At 70.0% G+C, this 24,520-nt stretch carries 20 protein-coding genes; 3 read left to right on the forward strand and 17 right to left on the reverse strand.

Translation table 11 applies throughout. The features are described from left to right. Positions 1 to 23: 23 nt before the first annotated feature. The 9 genes from PV646_RS24060 to PV646_RS24100 all read right to left on the reverse strand — a co-directional run bounded on the left by PV646_RS24060 (position 24) and on the right by PV646_RS24100 (position 16,089). On the reverse strand, positions 24 to 1,151 hold the full coding sequence (locus tag PV646_RS24060; RefSeq protein ID WP_500344438.1) for a glycosyltransferase: 1,128 nt from the start codon (positions 1,149 to 1,151) through the stop codon (positions 24 to 26). Continuing rightward, positions 1,148 to 1,915, reverse strand: a complete 768-nt coding sequence (locus tag PV646_RS24065) for an alpha/beta fold hydrolase (RefSeq protein WP_500344439.1) — start codon at positions 1,913 to 1,915, stop codon at positions 1,148 to 1,150. Before PV646_RS24065 ends, PV646_RS24060 begins: the two co-directional genes overlap by 4 nt. Continuing rightward, complete coding sequence (locus PV646_RS24070) at positions 1,908 to 2,168, reverse strand: acyl carrier protein (protein ID WP_500344440.1); 261 nt, start codon at positions 2,166 to 2,168, stop codon at positions 1,908 to 1,910. The genes PV646_RS24065 and PV646_RS24070 overlap by 8 nt, the downstream gene beginning before the upstream one ends. Then, a complete protein-coding gene (locus PV646_RS24075) occupies positions 2,168 to 5,833 on the reverse strand; it encodes a beta-ketoacyl synthase N-terminal-like domain-containing protein (protein ID WP_500344441.1) in 3,666 nt (1,221 codons plus the stop codon). The genes PV646_RS24070 and PV646_RS24075 overlap by 1 nt, the downstream gene beginning before the upstream one ends. Further along, the gene (locus tag PV646_RS24080) at positions 5,821 to 12,438 is read right to left on the reverse strand and encodes an SDR family oxidoreductase (RefSeq protein WP_500344442.1); all 6,618 of its coding nucleotides are present in this window, start codon (positions 12,436 to 12,438) and stop codon (positions 5,821 to 5,823) included. Before PV646_RS24080 ends, PV646_RS24075 begins: the two co-directional genes overlap by 13 nt. A 196-nt stretch (positions 12,439 to 12,634) precedes the next feature. After that, on the reverse strand, positions 12,635 to 13,729 hold the full coding sequence (locus PV646_RS24085; protein WP_500344443.1) for an NAD(P)-dependent alcohol dehydrogenase: 1,095 nt from the start codon (positions 13,727 to 13,729) through the stop codon (positions 12,635 to 12,637). Further along, on the reverse strand, positions 13,726 to 14,514 hold the full coding sequence (locus PV646_RS24090) for an SIR2 family NAD-dependent protein deacylase (protein ID WP_500344444.1): 789 nt from the start codon (positions 14,512 to 14,514) through the stop codon (positions 13,726 to 13,728). The genes PV646_RS24085 and PV646_RS24090 overlap by 4 nt, the downstream gene beginning before the upstream one ends. Next, a complete protein-coding gene (locus PV646_RS24095) occupies positions 14,511 to 15,335 on the reverse strand; it encodes a protein-ADP-ribose hydrolase (RefSeq protein ID WP_500344445.1) in 825 nt (274 codons plus the stop codon). The genes PV646_RS24090 and PV646_RS24095 overlap by 4 nt, the downstream gene beginning before the upstream one ends. Before the next feature lies 1 nt (position 15,336). Continuing rightward, positions 15,337 to 16,089 (reverse strand): nuclear transport factor 2 family protein, encoded by a 753-nt coding sequence (locus PV646_RS24100; RefSeq protein WP_500344446.1) that lies wholly within the window; start codon positions 16,087 to 16,089, stop codon positions 15,337 to 15,339. 55 nt (positions 16,090 to 16,144) lie between these two features. Here PV646_RS24100 and PV646_RS24105 point away from each other — a divergent pair, with 55 nt between their 5' ends. Then, complete coding sequence (locus tag PV646_RS24105; RefSeq protein WP_500344447.1) at positions 16,145 to 16,960, forward strand: AraC family transcriptional regulator; 816 nt, start codon at positions 16,145 to 16,147, stop codon at positions 16,958 to 16,960. Positions 16,961 to 16,965: 5 nt separating this feature from the next. On the opposite strand, the gene PV646_RS24110 is transcribed toward PV646_RS24105, so the two are convergent. From PV646_RS24110 to PV646_RS24145, 8 genes are all read right to left on the reverse strand, one after another. Beyond that, positions 16,966 to 17,826 carry an aminoglycoside phosphotransferase family protein gene (locus tag PV646_RS24110; RefSeq protein WP_500344448.1) on the reverse strand — a complete coding sequence of 287 codons (861 nt, stop codon included), beginning with the start codon at positions 17,824 to 17,826 and terminating at the stop codon, positions 16,966 to 16,968. Continuing rightward, on the reverse strand, positions 17,778 to 18,338 hold the full coding sequence (locus PV646_RS24115; protein ID WP_500344449.1) for a GNAT family N-acetyltransferase: 561 nt from the start codon (positions 18,336 to 18,338) through the stop codon (positions 17,778 to 17,780). Before PV646_RS24115 ends, PV646_RS24110 begins: the two co-directional genes overlap by 49 nt. Then, positions 18,335 to 18,787: a winged helix-turn-helix domain-containing protein gene (locus tag PV646_RS24120; protein WP_500344450.1), complete on the reverse strand. Its 453-nt coding sequence runs from the start codon at positions 18,785 to 18,787 to the stop codon at positions 18,335 to 18,337. Before PV646_RS24120 ends, PV646_RS24115 begins: the two co-directional genes overlap by 4 nt. Before the next feature lie 13 nt (positions 18,788 to 18,800). After that, on the reverse strand, positions 18,801 to 19,733 hold the full coding sequence (locus PV646_RS24125) for an ABC transporter substrate-binding protein (protein ID WP_500344451.1): 933 nt from the start codon (positions 19,731 to 19,733) through the stop codon (positions 18,801 to 18,803). A gap of 12 nt (positions 19,734 to 19,745) precedes the next feature. Then, the gene (locus PV646_RS24130; RefSeq protein WP_500344452.1) at positions 19,746 to 20,468 is read right to left on the reverse strand and encodes an amino acid ABC transporter ATP-binding protein; all 723 of its coding nucleotides are present in this window, start codon (positions 20,466 to 20,468) and stop codon (positions 19,746 to 19,748) included. Continuing rightward, complete coding sequence (locus PV646_RS24135; protein WP_500344453.1) at positions 20,465 to 21,337, reverse strand: amino acid ABC transporter permease; 873 nt, start codon at positions 21,335 to 21,337, stop codon at positions 20,465 to 20,467. The genes PV646_RS24130 and PV646_RS24135 overlap by 4 nt, the downstream gene beginning before the upstream one ends. 205 nt (positions 21,338 to 21,542) lie before the next feature. Continuing rightward, positions 21,543 to 22,814, reverse strand: coding sequence for an LLM class flavin-dependent oxidoreductase (locus PV646_RS24140; protein ID WP_500344454.1), 1,272 nt, complete (start codon positions 22,812 to 22,814; stop codon positions 21,543 to 21,545). A 12-nt stretch (positions 22,815 to 22,826) separates the two neighbouring features. Further along, complete coding sequence (locus PV646_RS24145; RefSeq protein ID WP_500344455.1) at positions 22,827 to 23,678, reverse strand: LLM class flavin-dependent oxidoreductase; 852 nt, start codon at positions 23,676 to 23,678, stop codon at positions 22,827 to 22,829. Between the two features lie 145 nt (positions 23,679 to 23,823). Between PV646_RS24145 and PV646_RS24150 the strand changes: the two genes are divergently transcribed. Continuing rightward, positions 23,824 to 24,207 (forward strand): MerR family transcriptional regulator, encoded by a 384-nt coding sequence (locus PV646_RS24150; RefSeq protein WP_500344456.1) that lies wholly within the window; start codon positions 23,824 to 23,826, stop codon positions 24,205 to 24,207. After that, positions 24,195 to 24,506 (forward strand): thioredoxin, encoded by a 312-nt coding sequence (trxA, locus tag PV646_RS24155; protein ID WP_500344457.1) that lies wholly within the window; start codon positions 24,195 to 24,197, stop codon positions 24,504 to 24,506. The genes PV646_RS24150 and trxA overlap by 13 nt, the downstream gene beginning before the upstream one ends. Positions 24,507 to 24,520: the final 14 nt, after the last annotated feature.

Raw genomic sequence — 24,520 nt, forward strand, 5'->3', positions numbered from 1 at the left:
AGAAAGGATCCCGCTCGTGAGAATCACCCGGCCACCACCTTTTCCAGTCGGTCGGCCGCGGCCGTTGCGCCGCCTGCCGCCAAGAACGATGCGCGCACGTCGTCGGCGGCGGCCGCGTACTCCGGCTCGTCCAGCACCGATTCCAGCGCGCTGCGGATGTCTGCTGCTCTTGCTCGCGAGTACGTCAGCCGCACGCCCGCGCCTGCTGCGACGACCTGGGCGGCGACGGTCGGCTGGTCGTCCCGGATCGGGGCCACCACCAGCGGCAACCCGTGGGCGAGGGCCTCGCAGACCGTGTTGTGGCCGCCGTGCGTGACGACCGCGTCCAGGTGCGGCATCAGTGCCAACTGGGGCACGGACGGGAGCATCAGGACGTTGGGAGGTGCGGGACGCGGCTCCGCGACCATCACGACCCCGACGTCGAGGCCGGAGACGGCCTCCAGGGCCTGGCTGAGGAAACGCTCACCGGCAGGACCGTTGAGCGTGCCGAGGGAGATCAGGACCTGCCGTTCACCGGTCAGCTCCTCCCAGGGGAAGTCCACCCGTTCCACCCGGTGCGCGAGCGCGGGCCCGACGAACGCCACTTCCTCGCCGAACTCCCCCGCCACCAGCGCCGCCGAGCTGTAGACCAGCACGAGCCGGTCGGAGAACCGGATGTCCCCGCCCGCGAAGTCGTGCAGCAGGTCGCGCACCCACGCGTCGACCTTCGGCATCGTCCTCAGTGGATTGACCAGCTCCGCGGACGTGCTCGCCGACGTCACCCACGGCAGCCGGGAGTTCCTGGCCACCAACGGTCCCGCCAGCGCCTGCTGATCCGCGACGACCACGTCCGGCTGGAACGCGCGCACCGCCGTGTCGGTGCCGGGCACCATGGCGTGCCCCAGCGGGATCAGGAACTCCTCCCAGAAGAACTTGAGCACCGCCATCCCCCGCAACGCGAGCCAGCGCTCCCGTTTCGCGCGGATGTCGGCTTCCAGGAGGTCGTCGATCGCCGGGAAGATCCGTGCACCGTCCGGCAGGAGGGGGTTCAGCGTGCCGGGGTGTCCGACCCACGCCACCTCGTGCCCGCGCGCCAGCAACTCCCCGCCCACGGACGCGGTCGGGTTGACGTGGCCAATCAGCGGCGGCACCACGAACAGGAACCGGCTCATGACGGCAGCCAGTCGAACAGGACGTCGAGCAGCTCGGCCGTGGCCTCGCGCAGGACCGTGTGGCCCAGCCCCGAGACCACGTGCAGCCGGCACGACGGGATGCGCTCGCGCAGTTCGGCTGCGGCCCCGATCAGTTCGGACTCGGCGCCGTACACCCCCAGCACCGGGCACTGGACCTGGGTGAGGTCGAGCTTCGCGCCGGAACCGAGGTCGTCGATCAGCGTGGTGCCGTTGAGCAACGCGTTGGCGTTCACGGCGAGCTTCGCGATCTTGCGCTGCCCCAGGGCCATCAACTGGTCCTGCGTCCGGTCGAACTCCAGCCCCAGGGCCGCGACCGTCAGCGTGTTCGTGATGTCCTCGAACCACGCGTCGCCGACCACCCCGCCGACGGCCGACTCGACCAGCACGACACCGCCGACCCGTTCGGGAGCCTGGACGGCCGCGTGCATCGCGACGACGCCGCCGTAGCTGTTGCCCAGCAGGAAGACCGGCTCGGTCACGCCGATCTCGTCCAGCACGGCGACGAGGTCCAGCGCGCTTTCCTCCGGTGTGTACCCATCGGGCGGCCGTTCGGACAGGCCGTGCCCGCGCAGGTCGAACAGCACCGTGCCGAACCCGGCCTGGGCCAGTGGCGCGGCGAGCGTGTAGTAGAAGCTCGACAGGTTGTCCATGACCAGGCCGTGCACGAACACCACGGTCGGCGCGTCGGTGGGGCCCAGCCGCTGCACGTGGAAGCGCAGCCCTCGGGCCTGGACCTCAGACACGTGCCGTGATGTGGTCGACGAGCCGGCCGACGGACATCGCCATGATCTCGTCGATGTCCATGTCCGCGAGGAAGGCCACGAGGTCGACGCCGTAGTGGGCGTTGAGCTTGTCCGCCAGCGCCACGAACTCGATCGACTCCAGGCCCAGGTCGTCGCTGAACGTGGTGTCGCGGGTGATCTCCACGCCCAGCAGGAAGTCCGACCCCACCACCTCGGTGATCAGCTTGGCGACCTGCTGCAGCACCTCGTCCATCAGATCTCCGTTCGCACGCGGGCCGCGGCTCGCCCTGGTTCACTCGTCACTTCGACGCGCGGGACGGCGAAGGCCCCGCGCACCCGTTCGTCGGCGGTCACGGTCAGCTCCGCCGGGTAGACCGGACCGGCCCCGCGAGCCCACAGCCACGTGCGCACGGCGTCCTTCACCGCGATCACGCGCAGCAGCCAGTCGCGCTGGGCGGGCACGTCCAGGTCGCCGTAGTGGTGGCGCTCGGCGGAGTTCAGGTACCGGCGCATGATCAGGTCCCGGGTCGCGCTGTCCGACCAGTTCTCGGCGACCCGCAGCCACTCGCCGTCCTGTGTGGACAGGAGTTCGGTGCCCGGCTTGAGCTTCACCTGCCAGATCTGGTCGTCGGTGGTGAACCGGCGGGTGGTCCAGCCGGTGATCCGGCACCACAGCACGCCGTTCACGGTCAGCTCGGCGTCCGCGACCATCACCTGGTCGGTGACCTCGCGGATCCACGCGGTGCACTGGACGTCACCGGCCGGCGCGGGCCCGTGGAACGTCACCCGCTCGATGCCGGTCGGCAGCACGGTCTGGTCCACCGTGCGGCAGACCTGCATCCAGTGGCCGATCAGCTGCCCTGCGCTGTCGAGCAACGCTCCCGGCGCGGGCAACGGCGTCAGCACGCCCGCGATCCCGTTGTCCGCCAGGCAGTCGATCTTCGTGACGCCCGCGAACGCCGGTCCGTGGAACATCCAGTTGTCCCGGTACAGCTCGGCGGCGGTCACCGGTGCCTCGCGGACGCCGTCGAGCACCTTGCCGACCGGTTCGGGAGTCTGCGGGGACATCAGCACGACGCCCTCGGCGTAGTCGCCGACCTTCACGGTGACCCGGTCCGGGCCCTCCGCGCGGGCGGAGATCTTCACGGTCGTCGCGGGCAGCGCGGTGAGCCAGCGCTTGGCCTTGACCTGCGCGAACCCGTGCACCGTGCCTCCGGTGAGACGGCGCGCGGCATCCGCGAACACCTCCAGCAGACCGGTCGCGGGCACGATCGGGAAGCCGTCCGCGAGGTCCGGCCAGCCCGGTGCCTGCGGGAACACCGAGTGGTCGACCAGTTCCGGCATGGTTCGCAACGAGAACTCGCGGGTGAACCCCGCCTCGTTGGGCCTCAACGCGCCGACGACCTCGCGTGCCACGGCGTTGGTGTGGGCCAGGAGTTTGTTGACGGCGGCGGACATCGGGCTGTCGTCGGCGACCACCACGGGTTCGGTGCTCAGCGGGTCGAGCTTCACCTTGGGTGTGCCGAGCCGGAGCTTGACCTTGTGGGCGGTGCCGCGCTTGAGCCCGAACGCCCACAACGCCTCCGGCGCGATGTCCGCGTTCAGCGCGATGTGCGGCTTGCCGTTCAGCGTGTCGCCGACAAAACCCGGCAGGCTTCCCTGTCCGATTTGGACGAACGCCCGGAAACCCTCACCGTGCAGGCGTTCCAGCAGCGGCCGGAACCGGACGGGTTCGACCAGGTGACGCAGGACCAGGTCGCGGACCTCACCGGCGGCCATCGGTTCGAGGGAGTTCGCCGACCACACCGGGATGTCCGACGCGCGGACCGGCAGCTGGTCGAGCATCTCCCTGGCCCGGCCCAGGTACGGGGCGAGTGCCGGGGTGTGGAAGCCGGTGCGGAACGGCATCAGCTGCGCCATCACGCCGTTGGCCTTGAGCGTCGTGATGACTTCTTCGAGGCGGCCGATCGGCCCGCAGATCACCGACTGGTGCGGGCAGTTGTCGTGGCTGATCGTCACGCCGTCGACCAGGTACCGCTCGGCGGTGTCGGCCGAGCACCCCAGTGCGGCGTAGGCGATGTCGACGACCGCGACCGCGCCGGGCCCGAGCGCCGACACGAACTCGTCGATCGTCGGGTAGATGCCGCCGACGACCATCGCGGTCCACTCGCCCATGCTGTGCCCGGCGAGTGCTCCCGGCGTGATGCCGAGCGCCATGAGCTCGCGGGCTTCCTTCCGGCCGTCCTGCAGCAGCCCGACGGCGTGGTCCACGACCTCGCCGCTGAACTCGCGTTCGAAGCCGGGGAACACGAACGCGACCTGGTCGGTGCCGGTCAGCAACGGCTGCGGGCTGAACCAGATGTCGTGCCGGCCCGGCCACGCCTTGCCCTGGGCCAGAACTCGCTCGGCGAGCTTGAGCTTGCGGTCGTCCGGGTTGCCGATGGCGAGCCGGAACGCCCGGTCGGCGCTGGAGGTGCGGCGTTCGGCGAGTGCCTTCGCCAGCTCGTCGGCGGTGTCGGCGGCGAACGTCAGCACCGGCTTGCGCGGCTGGGCGATGGTGTGGCCGTCGAGCACCGCGTGGGCGTTGATCCCGCCGAACCCGAACGCGTTGACGACCGCGCGATGCCGTCCGGTCCACTCGCGAGCGGTCGTCACGGGCATGAACCTGGTTCCGGCCAGGATGCTGTGCGGGTTCTCGACGTGCAGGGTCGGCGGAAGCGTGTTGTGGTGCAGGGCGAGCGCGGCCTTGATCAGCCCGGCCATGCCTGCGGCGGGCATCGCGTGGCCGATCATCGACTTGACCGTGCCGATGCCGATCTCGTCGCCCTGCCCGCCGAACGCGTTGATCATCGTCTGCAGTTCGGCGGCGTCACCGGCGGGAGTGGCGGTGCCGTGCGCCTCGATCAGTCCCGGCGACTTCTCCCGGGGATCGAGGCCGGCGTTGGCCCAGGCCCGTTGCACGGCAAGAAGCTGGCCATCGGGGTTGGGCGTCATCATGCTGGTCGCGCGGCCGTCGCTGGCGGAGCCGATGCCGCGGATCACCGCGTACACCCGCTCGTCGCCGACGTCCTCCAATCGCTTCAGCACGACCATGCCGACGCCCTCGGACAGCAGCGTGCCGTCGGCGGACTCGTCGAACGGCCGGATGCGTTCGGTCGGACTCAACGCCCTGAGCTGCGTGAAGACGCTCCACAACGTCGGGTGGTGGCAGACGTGGACGGCGCCGGCGAGCATCGCGTCCGCGCGACCCTCCTGGAGTTCGCGGACGGCGTGCTCGACGGCGACCAGCCCGGACGCGCAGGCCGCGTCCAGGGTGTAGGCCGTGCCCTTGAGGTCGAACCGGTTGGCGATGCGCGAGGCCGCCAGGTTCGGCACGAGGCCGATCGACGCCTCGGGCTGCTCCGGCCCGAGGCGGTCGCGGATGGCCTGGCGCACGGTGTCCAGCTCGCTGCCCGCGAGGTTCGGGAAGAGGTCCTTGACGACCGACACGACCTCGTCGGCGAGCCGGACCTTCTGGTCGAGCCGCGCGCACCCCGGCGTCAGGTACCCACCCCGGCCGACCACCACGCCGACGCGATCCCGTGACGGCAGGGCTCCTTCCCCACCCGCGTCGGCGATGGCCTCCGCCGCCGTGGCGAGGGCGAGCAGCTGGTCGGGCTCGGCGCCGTCCACAGTGGACGGCATGATGCCGAACCTGGTCGGGTCGAACTCGGCGAGGTCGTCGACGAACCCGCCCCTGCGGCAGTAGAACCGGTCACCGGTCCTGCTGTCCTGGTCGTAGTAGGTGGCCGGGTCCCAGCGGCCGGGCGGGATCTGGCCGATCGCGTCGACACCGCCGGCGATGTTGCGCCAGAACGTCGCCGCGTCCGGGGCGCCGGGGAAGACGGCGCCGATCCCGACGATCGCTATGCCTCCCATCGGTAGACCACCTGCACGTCCTGCCCGTTCGCGATCTCGTTCAGCAGCGCGTCGACGCCCTGCTCCGGCTCGATCAGCGGAATGCCGCGCCGCGCGTACTCACCGGCGAGCCCGACGGCCATGCCCGCACCGGCCCAGGGACCCCAGTCGACGGCGACGACCCGGCGTTGCGGACCCCAGAACCGGGCCATCCGGTCGAGCGCGTCGTTGGCCGCCGAGTAGTCGGCTTGGCCGCGGTTGCCGAACACCCCGCTGACGCTGCCGAACAACACCAGGAACCCGTCGCCGAACGCCTTGGCACCGTTGACCTTCGTCGCCCAGACCCGGTCGAACGACTCCTGGGTCTTGGCCTCGATCAGCTTGTCGTCCAGCACTCCGGCGCCGTGCACGACCCCGTCGAGCCGGCCGAACCGGGCCTTGACGTCGTCGACCACCCTGCGCACGGCCTCGGCATCGGTGACGTCGCACTCGTGGTACCTGACGGAGGAAGCCTTGGCACGCAACCGTTCCATGGTGCCGCGGACCTCGCGTTCAGCGAGAACCCTGCGCGCCTTGACCGGCACGTCGTTCTTCTCGCCGAGCTCGAACAGCGCCTTCACCAGCTCGGGTTCGGTGGTGGCGTGGCTGAGCCGGTGGTCCTCGGGGGTGATCGGGGTGCGGCCGATCAGCTCGATGTGGCACCCGGTGCGCTCGGCGAGTTCTTGTGCGGCGAGAGCGGTGATGCCCCGGGCACCCCCGGTCAGCAGCACCACGCTGTCCGCGTCGAGGGTGAGGTCGGCGGGTGCGAGGTCCGCCTCCACCGCCTCGATGACCTGACGCCGGCCGGCGTGGTAACCGACGACCGCCGGGCCGGGCCCGATCTCGGCGAGCAACGAGGTGGCGATGTCGCGGTGGCTTTCCTTGGGGTTCACGTCGACCGAGCGCACCACGAGGTCCGGGTACTCGAGCGCGGCCGTGCGGATCAGGCCGTGCAGCCCGATGTCGGACGGCAGCTCGTCGGGCTGGTGGTCGAAGCCGAACGTGCCACCGCCCGTGGTGACCACGACGAGCGCGATCCCGTTCGTCACGCAGGCCTTGACCTCGCTGAACGCCTCCGGCAGCTGGGCGTGCAGCCGGATCACGACGTCGACGCCGGTCAGGTCGGCCGGGAACGACGGTTCGATCCGCGGGCGGGCGGTGTGGCGTTCGAGGAGGTCGGCGAGTTCGAGGCCGATCCCGTTGTCGTCGATGATGAGGACGGTCTTGCCGGTCAGGTCGGTGGGAGCGGCGGGTTCCGCGACCACGACCTGGGGGACGAGGCGCACGAGCCGTCCGCGCGGGGGAACGGAGGGGGCGCCGGGCGGGCCGACGGTGACAGCGGTGAGTGTGGCGGCGGCGAGCGTGCTGGCTGGAGCCGTGGCAGCAGCGAGCGTGCGGTCCGGAGCGGTAGCGGCGGCGAGTGCGGCGACAGGAGCTGCTGCTGCGAGTGCGGGGGTTTCCCCGAACCAGCCGACGATCCCGTCGATCGTCTTCAACTGCGCCAGCTCGTCGATCTCCCCCACCGCGCCGAGTTCCTGGGCGAGTTCGCCCACGATCTCCGCGCGCTTGATCGAGTCGATCGACAGGTCCGCCTCCAGGTCCAGCTCCGGCTGCAGCATCTCCACCGGATAGCCCGTGCGCGTGCTGATCGTCCGCAGCACCACAGCCCGCACGTCCTTGCCCGCAGGGACGACAGGGGCAGCGGCGCCGAACCACCCGACGATGCCCTCGATGGTCTTGAGCTGCGCCAGCTCGTCCACCGAACCGGCGGCACCCAGTTCGGCGACCAGTTCACCGACGATCTCGGTGCGCTTGATCGAGTCGATCGACAGGTCCGCTTCCAGGTCCAGTCCCGGTTGCAGCATCTCGGCCGGGTAGCCGGTGCGGGCGCTGATCGTCCGCAGCACCACCGAGGCGACGTCCTCCTGTGGCTTGACCACCGGCTCCACCACGACGACCGGCTGGTCGATCACCTGCCGGGGCGCCGGAACCGAGGCGGGCTCGGTGCCGAGGTAGCTCAGCAGGACGTCGCGCTGGGCGCTGACCGCGTCCCGCATGCCGTCCAGGAACTTCTCGATGATCTCGTCTCGCCCCAGCCCCGATCCTGCCCGCAGGGTCGGGAACTCCGTTGCGGGCCGCAGCCCGCCGGGCAGAGCGTCGCCGTTCGCGTCCCGCACGAGTCCTCCATCGACGTACCAGCCCGGCCGTGGCGGCACCGCCGTGGCGGGTTCGGCCCTGTCCTCGAACAGCGGTGCGGTGTCGACCTCGACACCGGCGACCGCGAGCGTCGCCAGAGTGCGCAGGAACGTCACGTGGTCGTCGCAGCGCAACGCCTGGTGCGGGCGGTCGCCGAGGGTCTTGCCCACCAGCGACGTCAGCACGCCGCCGGGGCCGGCCTCGACGAAGATCCGGGCGCCCGCCGCGTACATCGACTCGACCTGGTCCACGAACCGCACCCGGCCCGCGAGTTGTGCCGACAAACCGGCCGCGACGTCCACATGCGGCTCAGCGGACGCGTTCGACCACACCGGGAACTGCGGCTCAGCCAAGGAAACGTCAGCCAGACGAGCGGCGAACCGGTCACGCGCACCCGCCATCAGCGGGCTGTGGAACGCGGCGGCGACCGGAATGTTCTTCACGGTCAGCCCGGCGCCTCGAAGCACCTCGACCGCGCCGTGCACGGCCTCGGTCGGCCCCGAGATCACGACCTGCTCGGGTGCGTTGTGGTTGGCCACCACGACATCGGCCGACAGCAACCCTTCGACCTCGGCCACCGTCGCGGTCACCGCGGCCATCGTGCCGGGGTCCTCGCCGACCGACTCCAGCATCGCCTCGGCCCGCGCGGCGCTGAGATCGAGCAACTCGGAGGCCCCGAACACCCCGGCCGCCGACAACGCGACCAGTTCGCCGTAGCTGTGGCCACCGGCCAGATCCGGTCGCACACCAACGGAATCGAGCAACGACGTGACCATGAGCCCGGCGATGCCGAGCGTCGGCTGGGCGTTGCGGGTGTCGGTGATCTCCGCGCGCTGCCGGGACACGTCCTCGGCGGTCAGCGCCGCCGGCGGGTACATGACCCGCTCGTAGCGCGCGTCGAGGAAGTCCTGCAGCCGGGGGAAGGCGGTGACCAGGTCGAGCAGCATGCCCGGCCGCTGGCTGCCCTGGCCGGGGTACAGGAACGCGACCTGCGGCCGCTCCCCCGTCCGCAACGACACCACGTCGGACGAACGCCAGGCCTCGACGTCCTCCAGCGCCGCCACCAGCGCCGAGTGGTCGCTGACCACGAACGCCGCCTGGACCGTGCCACCGCCACAAGCCGCCGCCAGCGAACGCAACGGCGTGCGCGCGTCGACCAGAGCACGAAGCCGGACCGCTTCCTGTTGCGCGGCAGCCTGATCGTCGCCGCGGATCAGGAACAGCTCGGCGGGCCACGCGGTCAGGCCGTGGCGGGGTTCGTCGGCGCCGGTGTACCCCGCGATCACGGTGTGGAAGTTCGTGCCGCCGAACCCGAACGCGCTGACGCCCGCGACCCGGTGCGCACTCGCCCACGTGCGGTGGCCGAACGCGAACGGACTCGTGGCAGCGTCCCAGAAAGCGTTGGGCTGCTTGACGTGCAACGTGCCGGGTCGCACTCCCGTGTGGACGGCCAGTGCCGCCTTGATCACGCCCGCGAGGCCGGCGGCGCACTTGGTGTGGCCGATCTGCGACTTCACCGAGCCGATCGTGCACGTGCCGGGCTCGACACCGGAGAACATCTCGGTCAGCGACGCGAGTTCGGTCCGGTCGCCCACCACGGTTCCGGTGCCGTGCGCCTCGACCAGTCCGACGTCGGTGACCGGCAGCCCGGCCGACGCGTAGGCACGGCGCAGGGCGCGTTGCTGGCCTTCCGGACGCGGCGCGGTCAGGCCCATCGACCGGCCGTCACTGGACGCGCCGATGCCCTTGATCACCGCGTAGACCCGGTCGCCGTCCCGTTCGGCGTCGGCGAGCCGCTTCAGCACCACGGCCGCGACACCCTCACCGAGTGCGATGCCGTCCGCCGCCGAGTCGAACGTGGCGCAACGGCCCTTCGCGGACAAAGCTTTCACCGAGGCGAACATCTGGTAGTCGTGAGCGCTGTTGTGCAGGTCGACCGCGCCGCACAGGACCATGTCGCTGGTGCCGCCGACGAGTTCCTTGCACGCCACGTCGAGCGCGGCGAGGCTGGACGCGCAGGCCGCGTCGACGGTGTAGTTCGCGCCGCCGAGGTCGAGCCGGTTCGCGACCCGGCCGGCGATCACGTTGCCGAGCACACCGGGGAACGAGTCCTCGGTCAGCTTCGGCAGGTGGTCGTCGAGGTCGCGGATTCCCAGGGCGGGCAACGCGGTGCGGACCGTGTAGGCGTTCGCGAGGTCGGCACCGGCTTCGGCACCGAAGATCACCGACGTGCGCTCGCGGTCGAACACCCGCGTCGCGTACCCGGCGTCCTGGAGTGCCCGCGCCGACACTTCGAGGGCCAGCAACTGGGCCGGTTCGATCGAGGTCAGCGATGCGGGCGGGATGCCGAACGCCAGCGGGTCGAAGGCCGTGCGCGGGAGGAAACCGCCCCGGGTGAACGGACTGCCGTAACGCTCGGGCGACCAGCGGTCCGGCGGGATCTCGGTGATGGAGTCGGTGCCCGACAGGACGTTCGCCCAGAACTCGGCGACGTCCCGCGCGCCGGGCATGATCGCGGCCATGCCGACGATGGCGACGTCGAGCGGTTCGGAGCCATGATCGAGAGCAGCCGTCTCCGGCAGCACGCCGGACACGATGTCCTCGTGCAGCGCGGCGATCGTGGTGCGTTCGGACCGCAGCGTCGCGACCTGGCCGATCATGAACATGCCCTCGCGGCGCTGCTCGTCCTCGCCGACCGCGACCAGACCGCTCTCGTCGCGGACCAGACCGCGGCTGGCGAGCCGGAGCCGTCCCAGGTTGAGCTGTTCGAGCTGTTCCCAGCTCTCCTGCTTCGACAGTCCGGTGAGCTCGGACCGCGCCTGCTCGAAGGTGTCCACATAGGACGTCTGCGCGCAGCGGACGGCGTGCCCGGGCGAGGTCTCCAGCAGCGCGGTGTCCTCGCACTCCAGCGCGACCTGCTGGAACACCGGCTGGATCGCGCCGTGCGTCACGGCTTCCTCGGTGAACAGGTAGGCCGTGCCGACGAGAACACCGATCGCGGCACCCCGCGCCGCGAGTGGCGCGGTCATCGCGGAGATCATCGCGGCCGAACGGGCGTCGTGGATGCCGCCCGCGAACAGGGCGACCACGTCCTTCTCCCGCCCGCGCAGCACGTCGATCTGCTGCTGCCACAGCGTGAAGCTGGTGCGGGGACCGGTGTGCCCACCGCATTCCGAGCCCTCGAAGACGAACTTGCGCGCGCCCTCGTCGAGGAACCGGCGCAGCAACGCCGGGGACGGCACGTGCAGGAACGCCTCGATGCCGGCGTTCTCCAGCTCACGGGCCTGCGCGGGCGTACCTCCCGCGACGATCGCGTACCTCGGCCGGACGGCCAGCACGGCCTCCATCTGCCGCGCCCGCAGCTCCGGCGGTGCGAAGCCGAGCAGGCCGACACCCCACGGCCGTTCGCCGAGTTTCGCCGCGGTGTGGTCCAGCAGTGCGCGGACCGCCGGGCCCTCCATCAACGCGAGCGCGAGGAACGGCAGCGCACCCCCCTCGGCGACGGCCGAGGCGAACGCGGGCTGGTCGCTGACGCGGGTCATCGGGCCCTGTGCGATCGGGTACCGCAGGCCGGGGACGCGGTCGCAGAACGGCCCGCCGGACCGGATCGAGCGGTGCTCACCCGCCAGGGTGAGATTGTCCCGAATGCCCCGCGTTATGGCACCGACGACACCGCCGACGGTCCCGAACGAGCTACGGTAGAAATCGGCCAGTGAACCTTCTTGCCCAATTTCGAGCGTGTTTTGACGAACATGCACGCGTAACCCGTCGTTCACGACGGTGTCGGCGCCGTCCATCATCCGGACCGCGTTGACAATTTCGCCGGAAATATGTTTTCGAGCTTCCGCGACGAGTGCGAGCTGGCCTTCCAGCACCACTCCGCGAGCACCTCCGGCGATGGCGGCGGCAGCCGTGTCGGGGCCGATGGATCCGGCCACCCAGACAGGCAGATCGGTCACCGCGAGCACCTGTTGGAGCAACACGAACGCCGGAGAACCACCCACTCGGCCGCCTGACTCGGCACCCTTGGCGATCAAGCCGGTGGCCCCGAACTCGATCGCCGCAACGGCCTCCGCCACCGAGGTGATCACTGCGAGAACAGCGCGTTCACCCAGCTCAGCAAGGTTCGGGACATACCGAACGAGATCCACTACGACGGTGTCCACGGCGTCCGGCAAGGGCACCGCCAACGGTCCGTGCAGCCGCACCCCGAAGGCACGTGGGTGACGAGAGGCGACCCGTGCGAGGTCGGTGGCGGCGCTCGGTCCGAGGTCGAGCACGCCGAGACCACCAGCGCGTTCGGCCGCGACCACGAGGGCCGGGTTGGGGGCGCTGAAAGGACTCAGGCACAGCACCCGTTCTCGATCCGTCAGCATGTTCACTGCGCTCACTTCCTCACCCTGCAGGGGTGGGGAGAAAGGAATTCAGCTAGGGTTCCTACTGGCCGGTACGGTTACCGAGCGCTCACCGTACGCACAAACCCGATGCGGCGTCGAGGGGGGTAGTGAAACTTTCTCACTTACGTAACCTGACGAATGGACCCGGATGGCGGGGCCTCTTACTCCGGTTCGCGGATAGCGTGACGTGCTATGGCATCAGCAGCACCGGCTTGATCACCTCGCCCGTCTCGGCGGCGCGCAGAGCGTCCCCGATGCCGTCGAACGGGAAGTGCGTGACGAGCTCGTCGAACGGGAACCTGCCCTGCTGGTGAAGGTCGATCAGCGTCGTGATCAGTGACGTACCGCGCCCTTCGCCGCCGAGCACACCGACAACGCGTTTGCCCCACAACGTGCTGAGGTGGTCCAGTTCGACCCGCGCCCCTGCCGGCGCTCCGCCGATCAACGCGCACACCCCGCGCATGCCCACCGAGTCGACCGCCTGCCGGCACACCGCCACGGATCCGGTGCACTCCAGGCTGAAGTCCGCGGGCCCGCCGCAGATCTCGTGCACCGCCACGACGGGGTCGTCCACGGCGGCGTTCACCGTGTCCGTGGCGCCGAACCGCCGTGCCAGCGCGAGCCGGGACTCGTGCCGGTCCACCGCGATGATCCGGGTCGTCCCGCTGTTGAGCGCGGCCATGATCGCGGCGAGCCCGACCGTGCCGGCGCCGTAGACCACGAGGGACGAACCGGGGTGCGGCTTCAGCACATTCAGTACGGCGCCCGCCCCTGTGGACAGCCCGCACGCCATCGGACCCAGCAGTTCCAACGGCCCTTCGACCGGCACGAGGCCGCGGTGGGGCACGATCGCGTGCGTCGCGAACGACGACTGCCCGAAGAAGTGGCTCGCCAGCGGCGATCCGTCCAGCCCGCGCAACGCGGTCGACCCGTCGTCACGGCCGCCGCCGACCAGCAGGTCGCCCAGCCGCAGGCAGTAACGCGGCTGGCCGTCGAGGCAGTTGCGGCACTCGCCGCACCACGGCCAGCCGAGCACGACGTGATCTCCCTCCGCCACACCGGACACGCCCGGCCCGACGGCCTCGACGACGCCCGCACCCTCGTGGCCGAGCACGCCGGGCAGCGGGAACGGCAGGTCGCCGTGGCGGGTGATCGAGTCCGTGTGGCAGATCCCCGCCGCCACGATCCGGACCAGGACCTCGCCTTCCCGCGGCTCGTCGAGGAGCACCTCGCGCAACTCGAAGTCGCCGTGCTTCTCCGCCACCACGGCCGCCGTGATCCTCATGCCAGCACCTCCGCCACATCGGCACGCACGCTCAGCGCGCGTCCGTTCAGATCCGCCGGCACCTCGGCGTGGTCCCGGTTGACGCGCACCAGCCGCGCGCCCGGCAGTCCACGGACCACCGACTCGACCGGTGAGCGGATGACTCCGGGTGTGCTGTACCCGGCGCCGATCTCGATCACGAGCACACCGTCGTCCAGCCAGTCCCGCAGCCGTTGCCCCGCCGGCACGTAGTGGTCGGGCACGTACTCGGGTCCCTTGTGCACGTTGAGGAACACCTCTCCCCCGCAACGCGGGCACGACGGCACAGCGGTGGCCTCGCCCGTCGACCGGTCGTAGGTGGCGAGCGCGGCGTCGATGATCGGCTTGCTCGGCCAGGTCTCGCGCGTGCACGGCGTTTCGCACTGGTACCGGCCGTAGTCACCCTGGGGAGTCCAGATCCGGTCTTCGTCGAACCCGTTGCGCTCGAACAACCCGTCCACATTGGACGTCAGGACGAAGTGGTCACGAGCACCGACCAGTTCGCGCAAACGCTTGTACACGGGGTTCGGCCCGTCACCGAACCGGATGTCGTCGACGTGCACGGACCAGTAGCCCCACATCAACTTCGGCGGCAGTGGCAGCCCGATCAACTGGTACCGCGCCCACAGGCCTTTGTCGTGCAACACCGGGAAGAGCTCGGCGAACCGTTCGGTGTCCGAGTAGTCGTACCCCGCCGCCGCCGAGAGTCCCGCGCCCGCCGCGATCAGCACACGATCGGCTTCGTCCAGCCACTTCTCCAGCGTCACGACAGCTCCCGGTGGATCGCTTCGTCCTCGGCGCCGAACGCGACGAACACCACCCGGTCGAACCGGCCGGGGTTCGCGGCCAGCCAGTCCCGGACCGTGCCGTGGGCGACCCGCGCGGCCGGTCGTTTCGGGAACCCGAAGATCCCGGTGCTGATGCCGCAGAACGCGATCGCGCGGATCGTGTCGACCTCGGCCGCGAGGTCCAGGCAGGCCCGGTAGGAGTCGGCGAGCGCGGTTCCGTGTGCCGGCGACGGGTTCCCGCGCACGATCGGGCCGACGGTGTGCAGCACGAACGACGCGGGCAGGTGGTAGCCGCGGGTGATCTTCGCGGTGCCGGTCGGTTCCGGGGTGCCCTGGAGCTCCATGATCCGCCGGCAGTCCGCCCGCAGCCGTGGTCCGGCGGCGTGGTGGATCGCGTTGTCGACGCAGGCGTGCATCGGTTGGAAACAACCGAGCATCGCGTCGTTGGCGGCGTTGACGATCGCGTCGGCCTTCAGCCGCGTGATGTCGCCGCGCCACACCGAGATCGGTCCGGGCAGGTCCCTCGCGTCAGCCAGGTGCTGCCGTTCGCCGCCGAGCAACGCGTCGAGCACGGCGAGCAGTTCCGGGTCGAACGGCGCGGCCTCGCGAACGGTCAGCACCGCCCGCAGCATCCGCCGCCGTTCTTCCGCACTGCCGGGCAGGAACTGGTCCGCCCCGAGCATCCGCAGGGCGAGACTCGTCAGCGAGTCGAGGTCACCGGCGGGCGCGGGCGCGCTGAGCGGCCGGAAGGGCTCGTCCAGTGCGACCGCGCGCCGGTAGTCGGGCAGGGTGGTGAGCACGTCAGAAGAGTCCGTTGGTGTGCGGCAGCGCGGCCGGGATCGGCGTGATGACGTCCCAGTGCTCGACGATCTTGCCGTCCTGCACGCGGAACAGGTCCCAGTACGCGACGGGCTCGCCGAACTCGCCCTCGGACTGCAGCAGCACGAGGTCGCCCTCGGCCACGACCTGGTGCACGGTCTTGTAGACCAGGTTCTTGCCCTGCTGGGCCCAGGTCGCGGCGGCGGCACCGAACCCGTCGAGACCGTCGGCGGCCTCCGGGTTGTGCTGCAGGTAGGTCTCGGTGGAGATGTAGTCGGTCAGCACCGAGTAGTCGGCGTCCTGGAGGATCCGCTGCGCGAACTCCTTGACGAACTCGCGGTTGCGTTCGGTGTCGTCACCGGTGGGCTGCGCGGCACCGTCCGTCTGGGACCGTCCACTCGCGGTGTCCACGACGACGGGCGTGAGCGCGTCCCAGTGCTCGGCGAGCTTGCCGTCCCGCACGCGGAACAGGTCGAACGCGACCAGCGGCTCCGGCCCGAAGCCGTGGTAGACACCGTGCAGCGCAACGAGATCCCCGTCCGCGATCACGCGGGCCGGTTCGTAGCGGAAGCCCTCGGGCAGGTTCGCGACGAGCCCGCGCAGCGCCTCGGGTCCGTCCGCGATGAGCGAGCTGTGCTGGCGGTAGTCCGGCGCCACCCAGCGGTCCACAGCGGACGGGTCCTTGTCGCCGAACAGTTCGCCTGCGGCCTTGAGCACGATCTCCTTGTTGTCCATGGCTCACACAGTGCTCGATCGGACGCGTCCGATCGAGGTAGGATCACGCCTCACCATGGTCAGAAGTGGACAGGTCGCCCAGTTCGGCTTCAGCAACCCCGATCGCGGGGAGCTGGGCCTCGAAGTGCTCGATCTCGGCGTGCTCCGCCGCCGTCTCACTGAGGAAACGCTGACAAAGGTGCACCGCACCGACTTCCACCAGCTGTTCCTCTTCGCTGCGGGCACCGGGACGACCATGGTCGATTTCGTGGACCACCCGTGCGCCCCCGGCGCGCTCCTGCACATCAGTCCCGGCCGGGTGCTCCGGCTGCCGACCGGTTCAGCGGAGGCGTCGCTGGTGCTTTTCACCCCCGCGTTCCCGCCGCCGGTGCTCGACCCGTTCGGCCCGGTGCTGCACGCGGTCCCCCACGCTGAGGTGCCGGTCTTCAGCCGGGCCGTGCAGGACCTGCGGCAGGAGTACCGCCGCAACCTGCTGACCGGCGAACCGGTCGACCTGCTGCGCCAGTTGCTGGGCGCGTTGCTGCTGCGGGTCGCCCGGCTGCCCGGTGACGCCCCGCGGCACGACCCCCGGTTCGAACGCTTCCAGCAGGAGCTGGAGCGCTCGTTCGCGTCGACGCGCAACGCCGCCGAGTACGCGGCCAGGATCGGCTACTCGACGCGCAGCCTGAACCGCATCTGCCTGGCCGCGACCGGGCAGTCGGCGAAGGCGTTGATCGACGCCCGCGTGACGCTGGAGGCCAAGCGGCTGCTCGTGCACACCGATCTGTCGTCGGCCGCGATCGGGCACCGGCTCGGGTTCAGCGAGGCCACGAACTTCACGAAGTTCTTCGCCCGCGAGACGGGCTCGTCACCCGGCGCGTTCCGCGAGTAGCGGCGTCAGTCGTCCCACCCCGGACAGAGCTGGTCGAGCGTGCGACTGGCGATGCCCGCCAGGAACTTGTTCGTGTCGCGGTAGTACGGCAACGCGAGCACGGCGAGGTGCAGCGCCCACCCTTGCGCACGGACCCAGGTCGCGTCGTCGAACCCGAGCTCACGCTGGAACTGCTTGCGCCCGCGTTCGTCGAGGTAGAGCCACGCGGTCATCAGATTCGCCGCCGGATCACCGACCCCCGCGCTCCCCCAGTCGATCACGCCGGTCAGCTCGCCGCCGCGGAACAGCAGGTTGCCCTCGTGCAGATCAGCGTGCAGCCAGCGACCCGGCCCGTCCCAGCGGGGCGCGGCCAGCGACTCCTCCCACACAGCGGTGAGCAGTGGGCTCCCGCCGATCTGGGCGATGCACCGGCGGACGGCCTCGTCGTCCGCGGACCCGTCCGGCCGCCCGCGACCAGCGGTCCACGGCCTTTCGCCGGCATCGATCTCGTGCAGCGCGCGGACCACGTCCGCCAGTTGGAACGCGGTGTCCTCGCCGGCCGGGCCCGTCTCGCCGTCGATCCAGCGCACGACCGACCACTGGTACGGGTAGTCCGCCGCCGGTGAGCCCAGTTCCAGTGGCTCCGGCACCGCGACCGGGAGGTGCGGGGCCACCAGCGGCACGATCAGCGCCTCCTTGGCGGCCCCGTCGCTGGCCCACTCCCGGCGCGGCAGCCGCACGGCCAGGTCGTCGCCCAGCCGGTACATCGCATTGCTGGTGCCGCCGTGCGCCACTTCGCGGACTGGCAGGTGCTGCCAGCGCGGGAACTGCGTGCGGATCAGCTCGCGTACGAGCGGAACGTCGGTGGCGGTTTCGCCGTCGAGCATCGATCAACTCCCCCAGAGGTGAGCCTCGCATGCAACACCGAGTCCCAGACCGGTGCAACTCCTTTCTCGAACGGCAGCGGTCCGGCCGGCGGGACCGTGACGTCGAACAACGGCGTGTACCCGGCCGCCAGGTACAGCTCTCGCGCCTCAGGCTGGCGTGGGCCCGTGGTGAGGTGGAGCCGCCCATAGCCGAGCCGGACGGCCTCGTCCTCCAGCACCTCCAGGACCCGCCTCGCGAGGCCCTGACGGCGGTACGCCGAGTGGGTCCAGATCCGCTTCAGCTCCGCGGTCTGCTCGTCGTACCGCCGGAACGCCCCGCCCGCGACCGCGATGCCGTCGCGCAGCAGCACCATCAGCCGTCCGTCGGGTGGTGTCAGGGACTCGTCCGGGAAGCGCGCCATCCGTTCCCTGGCGACCGGGCCGTACCTGCTCACGTACTCGTGCAGCAGTTCGGCCATCATCTCCGCGACCTCCGGAGCGTCCGGCCGGGTCCAGTGGATCTCGTCGGTCACCCGGCGCGCCGGTCCGCCAGCCGCACCACGTTCGGTGATCGCTCGACCCGGAACCGGGCGCTGGACGCGACCAGGTACCCGACGCCCCGGACCGTCTGGATCACCTCCGCCGCGTCACCGAGCTTCTGCCGCACCCGCCGCACGTGCACGTCGACCGTGCGGGCTCCGCTGTAGTCGTCGTTCACACCCCACACGGTGGCAAGGAGTTCACGGCGGCGATGCACTCGGTCGGTGTGCTCGCACAGGTGCAGCAGCAGTTCGAACTCCAGCCGGGTGAGCTCGATCGGTTGCTCGTGCAGCAGGACCTGCCGCGTGTCGGGCAGGATCCGGACGTCGACCTGTTCGACCGCCGCCTCGACGGCGGGCACCAGACCGGACTCCCTCAACGCGCCGAGCAGCCTCAGTGCGGTGTCCTCGTCCTCGGTGTCGATGGTGATGCTGAACCTCATGACGCAAACCTCCTCAGCTCTTGGGCAGGCCCTGCGGATTGATCTCCGACGTCGGCACGGCCTCGTCCGACAGACCCCAGCGCTTGAGCACCTCGGCGTACTTGCCGTTGGCGATCAGCAGGTTCAGCGCCTCCTGGACCGGCGTCACGAGGCCGCTGTCCTTCTTCGTGGTCGCGGCGATCTTGCCCTGAACCGTTGCGCCACCGGAGAAGTTGCCGATCACCTCGGTCTGCCCGGACGTCGCCGCGTGGTAGGCCGACGACGGGTTCGGGCCGAGGTAGGCCTCGATGCGGCCGGACTGCAGCGCCAGGTAGTAGTCCGACGAGTTCTGGAAGTACTTGATGTCGGTGGCCTTCAGGCCGGCCGCGACGTTCTGCGCGCTCCAGTCGACCAGGATCTTCTCCTGGTTCGTGCCGGACGTCACGGCGATCACCTTGCCCGCCACGTCCTTGGGCTCCTTGACCTTCCAGGTGCCGCCCTTCTTCGCCTCGAACGCGAGCGTGTCGAGCCGGTAGGTGGCGAAGTCGTACTTCTCCTTGCGCGCCTCGGTCACCGTGATGTTTGACAGGCCGAGGTCGTAGGCGCCGCTGTCCAGGCCGACGAAGAGGTTCTCCCACGACGCGACCTCGAGCTTGGGCTTGAGGCCCAGCACGTCGGCGACGAGCGTGGCGATGTCGGTCTCGACGCCGATCACGGTCTTGTCGTCGGTGGCGTAGAACCGCAGGGGTGGTGCTGTGCCGGCGGAACCGCCGATCACCAGCTCTCCCTTCGTTCTGAACTTCTCCGGCACCTTCGAGGCGATCTTGTCGTCCTTGGTGGCGGTGACGCGGTTCTGCTGCGGGGTCAGGTTGACACCGACACCCGAGGCGTCGGTGGTCTCCTCGCCACCGGCGGTGCCACAGGCGGCCAGACCGAACGCGAGGACGGCGAGAAGTACTTTGCGCACAACGAACTCCTTCTAGAGAACTTTGGACAGGAAAGCGCGGGTGCGCTCGTGGACGGGGTGGTCGAGCACCTGCTCCGGTGATCCCTGCTCGACGATCACGCCCTCGTCGATGAACACGATCCGGTCGGCCACCTCGCGGGCGAAGCCGATCTCGTGCGTGACGACGACCATCGTGGTGCCGGACCGGGCCAGGTCGCGCAGCACGTCCAGCACCTCACCGACCAGTTCGGGGTCGAGCGCGGACGTCGGTTCGTCGAACAGCACGACCTTGGGCCGCGTGGCCAGGGCGCGGGCGATGGCGACGCGTTGCTGCTGGCCGCCGGAGAGCTGCCGCGGGTAGGCGTCGGCCTTGTCCTCCAGCCCGACCCGCTCCAGGAAGTGCCGCGCGTCGGCCAGTTGCGCGACCTCGGCGACGTTCTCCAGAGCGGTGAGGTGCGGGAAGAGGTTGAAGTTCTGGAAGACGAACCCGATGTCCTTGCGCTGCTTGAGGATCTCGCGTTCCTTCAGCTCGTGGAGCTTGCCGCCGCGCCGCCGGTAGCCGATCAGGTCGCCGTCGATGGTGATGTACCCGCGGTCGACCTTCTCCAGGTGGTTGATCGTGCGCAGCAGCGTCGACTTGCCGGAGCCGGACGGCCCGAGCACCACCACGACCTCACCGGCCGCGACGTCCAGCGACACCCCGCGCAGCACCTCCAGCGAGCCGAAGCTCTTGTGCACGCCCAGAACCTCGATCACCGGCGGTCTCCTCGCGCGAAGTAGCGCTCGACGTAGTGCTGGCCGATCGAGAGCAGGGTGGTCAGGATGATGTACCAAACGGTCGCGACCATCAGCAGCGCGACGACTCGCGCGTTGCGGCCGTAGATGACCTGCACCTGGTAGAAGAGTTCGCCGATCGCCATCACGGACACGACCGACGTGCCCTTGAACAGGCTGATCACCTCGTTGGCGGCGTTGGGCAGGATCGACCGCATCGCCTGGGGCAGCACGATCCTGCGGAACTGCCGGAACCTCGGGATGCCCAGCGCGGCCGCCGCCTCCAGCTGCCCGCGGTCGACCGAGATCACGCCGGACCGGACGATCTCCGCCGCGTAGGCGGCCTGGTGCAACGCGAGACCGAGCACGGCCGCGCCCATCGGGCTGATCAGCGAGATGGTCTCGAAGCTCACGAACTCCGGCCCGAACGGGATGCCGAGCGAAAGCCGCTGGTACAGGTAGGAGATGTTGAACCAGAACAGCAGCTGCACGATCAGCGGGATCGACCGGAACGCCCAGATGTACGTCCAGCCCACCGCACTCAGGAACGGGCTCTTGGACATCCGCAGCACCGCCACGACGATGCCGAGCGCGAACCCCAGCACGGTGCCGAACACGGTCAGGAAGATCGTCGTGCCGACGGCCGTCAGGATCGACTGGGCGGTGAAGTACCGGGCGAACGTCGGCCAGTCCCACGCGGGGTTCGTGACCAGGCCGTGCACGAACTGCGCGGCGAGCACCAGCACGAACGCGACACCGACCCAGCGCCACGGGTGGCGGGCCGGCACGACCGGTAACGAGGAGAGATCATCGTCCTTTGTGGACGCACGAGTCAGCGTGCCAGAGGTCATGGCGAGTCCTTGCTGCGGCGGGGAACGTGAGACGAGCGAGGAGAGTCAGCTCGTACAGTCGTTGTGGCAGCGGGAGGACAGGATCGATCCGGCGGCGATCATCCTGTCCTCCCTTCCCTGCGCTCTTGAGGAGAGCACTCACTCAACGACGCTCACGTTATGTACCGATGAACCCACCGGGCAAGGACGTCCACGTGCTGAACAACTATCGGATACCGAGATGATCCCTCAACGTCGGACCTGAGTACTCGGACCGGAAAACGCCGCGTTCCTGTAGCAACGGCACGACGGTGTCCGCGAACTCGTCCAGCCCGCCGGGCGTCACGTGCGGCACGAGGATGAACCCGTCCGCCGCGTCCTGCTGCACCAGGTCGTTGATCTGCGTGGCGACGCTGTCCGCCGACCCGATGAACGTCTGCCGGGCGCTCACGTCGATCACGAGGTCGCGGATGGACAGGTTCTTGGCCGCGGCCTTCTCCCGCCACTCCCGCACGGTCTGCGCCGGATCCTTGAACATCCGCACGCTCGCGCGACCCTTCGCGATGGTGTTCTCGCCGGTCAGCGGCTCGACGTCGGGCAGCGGCCCGTCCGGGTCGTACCCGCTCAGGTCCCGGTTCCAGACCTGCTCCAGGAACCGGATCGCGGTCGCCCCGCTCACCTGCTGCCGCCGCACGACCGCCGCCTTCTCCTGGGCGTCCGCGTCCGTGTCGCCGAGGATGAACGTGGCCGCGGGCAGCACCACGAGCTGGTCGTGCGTGCGCCCGTACTTCGCCAGCCTCCCCTTCACGTCGCTGTAGAACTTCTGCCCGGCCTCCAGCGTGCCGTGCCGCGAGAAGATCGCGTCGGCGGTCGCGGCGGCGAACTCCCGGCCCTCCTCCGAATCCCCGGCTTGCAGAATCACCGGACGTCCCTGCGGCGACCGGGGAACGCCGAACGTGCCGCTGATGTCGAAGTGCTGGTCGGTGTGCTCGAACTCCCCCACGCCGGTGTCGAACAGCTTCCACGCCGCCCGCAGGAACGACTCCGCGCGGGTGTAGCGGTCCTCGTTGGCGAGGAACCCGCCGCGCCGGAAGTTCTCGCCGGTGAACGCGTCCCACGAGGTCACGACGTTCCAGGCGGCGCGCCCGTCCGACAGGTGATCCAGGGACGCGAACTGGCGCGCCACCTCGTAGGGTTCGTTGAAGGTGGAGTTGATCGTGCCGGCGAGACCGAGCTTCGAGGTGACGGCGGACAGCGCGGCGAGCACGGTGAACGTGTCGGGCCGGCCGACCACGTCGAGGTCGTAGATCTCGCCGCCCTGCTCGCGCAGCCGCAACCCCTCGGCCAGGAAGAAGAAGTCGAACTTCGCCCGTTCGGCGGTCTGTGCCAAGTGGACGAACGACTCGAACTCGATGTGGCTGCCCGCCCGCGGATCGCTCCAGACGGTCGTGTTGTTCACGCCGGGGAAGTGCGCGGCGAGGTGGATCTGCTTGGTCATCCCGCGCTCCTTCTAGGCGAACTGGTTGGCAGGCCGGGCGAGGCCGAGGTGGCCGCGCAACGTCGTGTGCTCGTACTCGGTGCGGAACAGCCCACGGCCGCGCAGTTCCGGCACCAGCTCGCGGGTGATCCGGTGCAGATCACCGTGCAGCCGGAAGCCCGCGAACCCCTCCGCGTGCCAGGCGATCAGCTGGTCCACCGGCGTCGACGCGTCGGCGTCTCGGAACACGAGCCTGTCGGTGGCCGAGATTTCGTCGGCGAACACGATGTCCCCCAACGGTTCAGAGGCCGCGATCAGCGGGTGGCCCTGCGGCGGACGCGGTGTGATGGACGGTCCGCGGACCTTGAACCACTTGCCCTCGAAGTCGATGTAGTGCAGTTTGTCGCGGTCGATGAACCGCCCGGTGGCCTCGTCGCGGATCTCCGCGTCGTCCTCCCAGCTGTCCCACAACCGCCGCAGGACCTCGGCGTAGTCGCCTGCCTCCTCCCACAGCTCGGCCTCGGTGCCGATCGAACGGCGCCCGAAGTGCCGGGCGTCGGCGGGATCCGGCGCCACGGCCAGTTGAACGCCCGCCCGGCCCCCGCTCACGTAGTCGAGAGTCGCGATCGCCTTGGACAGGTGGAACGGCTCGGTGTGCGTCACGACCGCCGTCGGCACCAGGCCGACGTGCCTGGTCAGAGGCGCGATGCGCGCGGCCGTCAGCACCGCGTCGAGCCCCGGCCGCCCGTCCAGCGAGTCGCCGAACGTGACGAAGTCGAGCTTGGCTTCCTCGGCCTCCCGCACGAGCTCGGCCCAATGCCTTGGGGTGAAAGCCTCTTCGCCGGTCGCGTGGAGCGCGGCAGCGAGATGCAGTCGTGTGCCCACCGGTCCCCCTCTCTTCGTTTTCTCGCATTCTGTGGGCGCGGAGGGGGCTCACGCTGGGGTGGTCACTGGGTGGGAATCCTCGCCGGAGCGGGAATATTTCCGCGGACTTGCCTTGACGTGAGCGTCAAGGTTTAGCGTTCGGTCCATGAGGATCGGCGAACTGGCCAAGCGAGCCGGTACCACCACGCGTGCGCTGCGCTTCTACGAGTCCGAGGGGCTCCTCGAAGCGCGGCGCGCGTCCAACGGCTACCGCGAGTACGGCGAGCACGACCTGCGGCTGGTGCGCGAGATCCAGTCGTTGCAGGCGGTCGGGCTGTCGCTGGAGGACACCCGCCCGTTCGTCGCGTGCCTGCGCGCCGGGCACGAGTCCGGTGACTCGTGCCCCGACTCGCGGGAGATCTACCGGCGCAAGCTCGCCGAGGTGGACGCCTGCCTGGACCGGCTCAACACCGTCCGGGAGTTCCTCGTGGCCAGACTCGCCTTCCAGGACCCGTGCGTCGTACCCGAGGAGATCCAGTGCAGCAGTTGACCGACGCCACGTTCGCCGACCAGACCCGGACGGGCACCGTGCTGGTGGAGTTCTGGGCGCAGTGGTGCGGACCGTGCCACATGCTCACCCCGGTGCTCGAGGAGATCGACCGCGAACGCGACGACCTGACCGTCGTCAAGATCAACGCCGACGAGAACACCGCCACGGCCCGCGACCACCAGGTCATGTCGCTGCCCACGATGCTGTTGTTCCGCGACGGCGTGCCGATCCGCCAGATCGTGGGAGCGCGCCCGAAGTCCCGGTTGCTGGCCGAACTGGATGACGCGCTGCGCGCCTGATCGGCCTATCTTCT

The sequence above is a fragment of the Streptomyces sp. ID05-26A genome (assembly GCF_033794685.1).
GTDB lineage: Bacteria > Actinomycetota > Actinomycetes > Mycobacteriales > Pseudonocardiaceae > Lentzea.

Excerpts from the sequence above, each read along its gene's own strand:
- PV646_RS24100 (WP_500344446.1), bottom strand. The coding sequence starts at position 16,089 with ATGGACAACAAGGAGATCGTGCTCAAGGCCGCAGGCGAACTGTTCGGC.
- PV646_RS24120 (WP_500344450.1), bottom strand. The coding sequence starts at position 18,787 with ATGAGGTTCAGCATCACCATCGACACCGAGGACGAGGACACCGCACTG.
- PV646_RS24150 (WP_500344456.1), top strand. The coding sequence starts at position 23,824 with ATGAGGATCGGCGAACTGGCCAAGCGAGCCGGTACCACCACGCGTGCG.
- PV646_RS24135 (WP_500344453.1), bottom strand. The coding sequence starts at position 21,337 with ATGACCTCTGGCACGCTGACTCGTGCGTCCACAAAGGACGATGATCTC.
- PV646_RS24060 (WP_500344438.1), bottom strand. The coding sequence starts at position 1,151 with ATGAGCCGGTTCCTGTTCGTGGTGCCGCCGCTGATTGGCCACGTCAAC.
- PV646_RS24070 (WP_500344440.1), bottom strand. The coding sequence starts at position 2,168 with ATGGACGAGGTGCTGCAGCAGGTCGCCAAGCTGATCACCGAGGTGGTG.
- PV646_RS24140 (WP_500344454.1), bottom strand. The coding sequence starts at position 22,814 with ATGACCAAGCAGATCCACCTCGCCGCGCACTTCCCCGGCGTGAACAAC.
- PV646_RS24085 (WP_500344443.1), bottom strand. The coding sequence starts at position 13,729 with ATGAGGATCACGGCGGCCGTGGTGGCGGAGAAGCACGGCGACTTCGAG.
- PV646_RS24110 (WP_500344448.1), bottom strand. The coding sequence starts at position 17,826 with ATGCTCGACGGCGAAACCGCCACCGACGTTCCGCTCGTACGCGAGCTG.
- PV646_RS24105 (WP_500344447.1), top strand. The coding sequence starts at position 16,145 with ATGGTCAGAAGTGGACAGGTCGCCCAGTTCGGCTTCAGCAACCCCGAT.
- PV646_RS24075 (WP_500344441.1), bottom strand. The coding sequence starts at position 5,833 with ATGGGAGGCATAGCGATCGTCGGGATCGGCGCCGTCTTCCCCGGCGCC.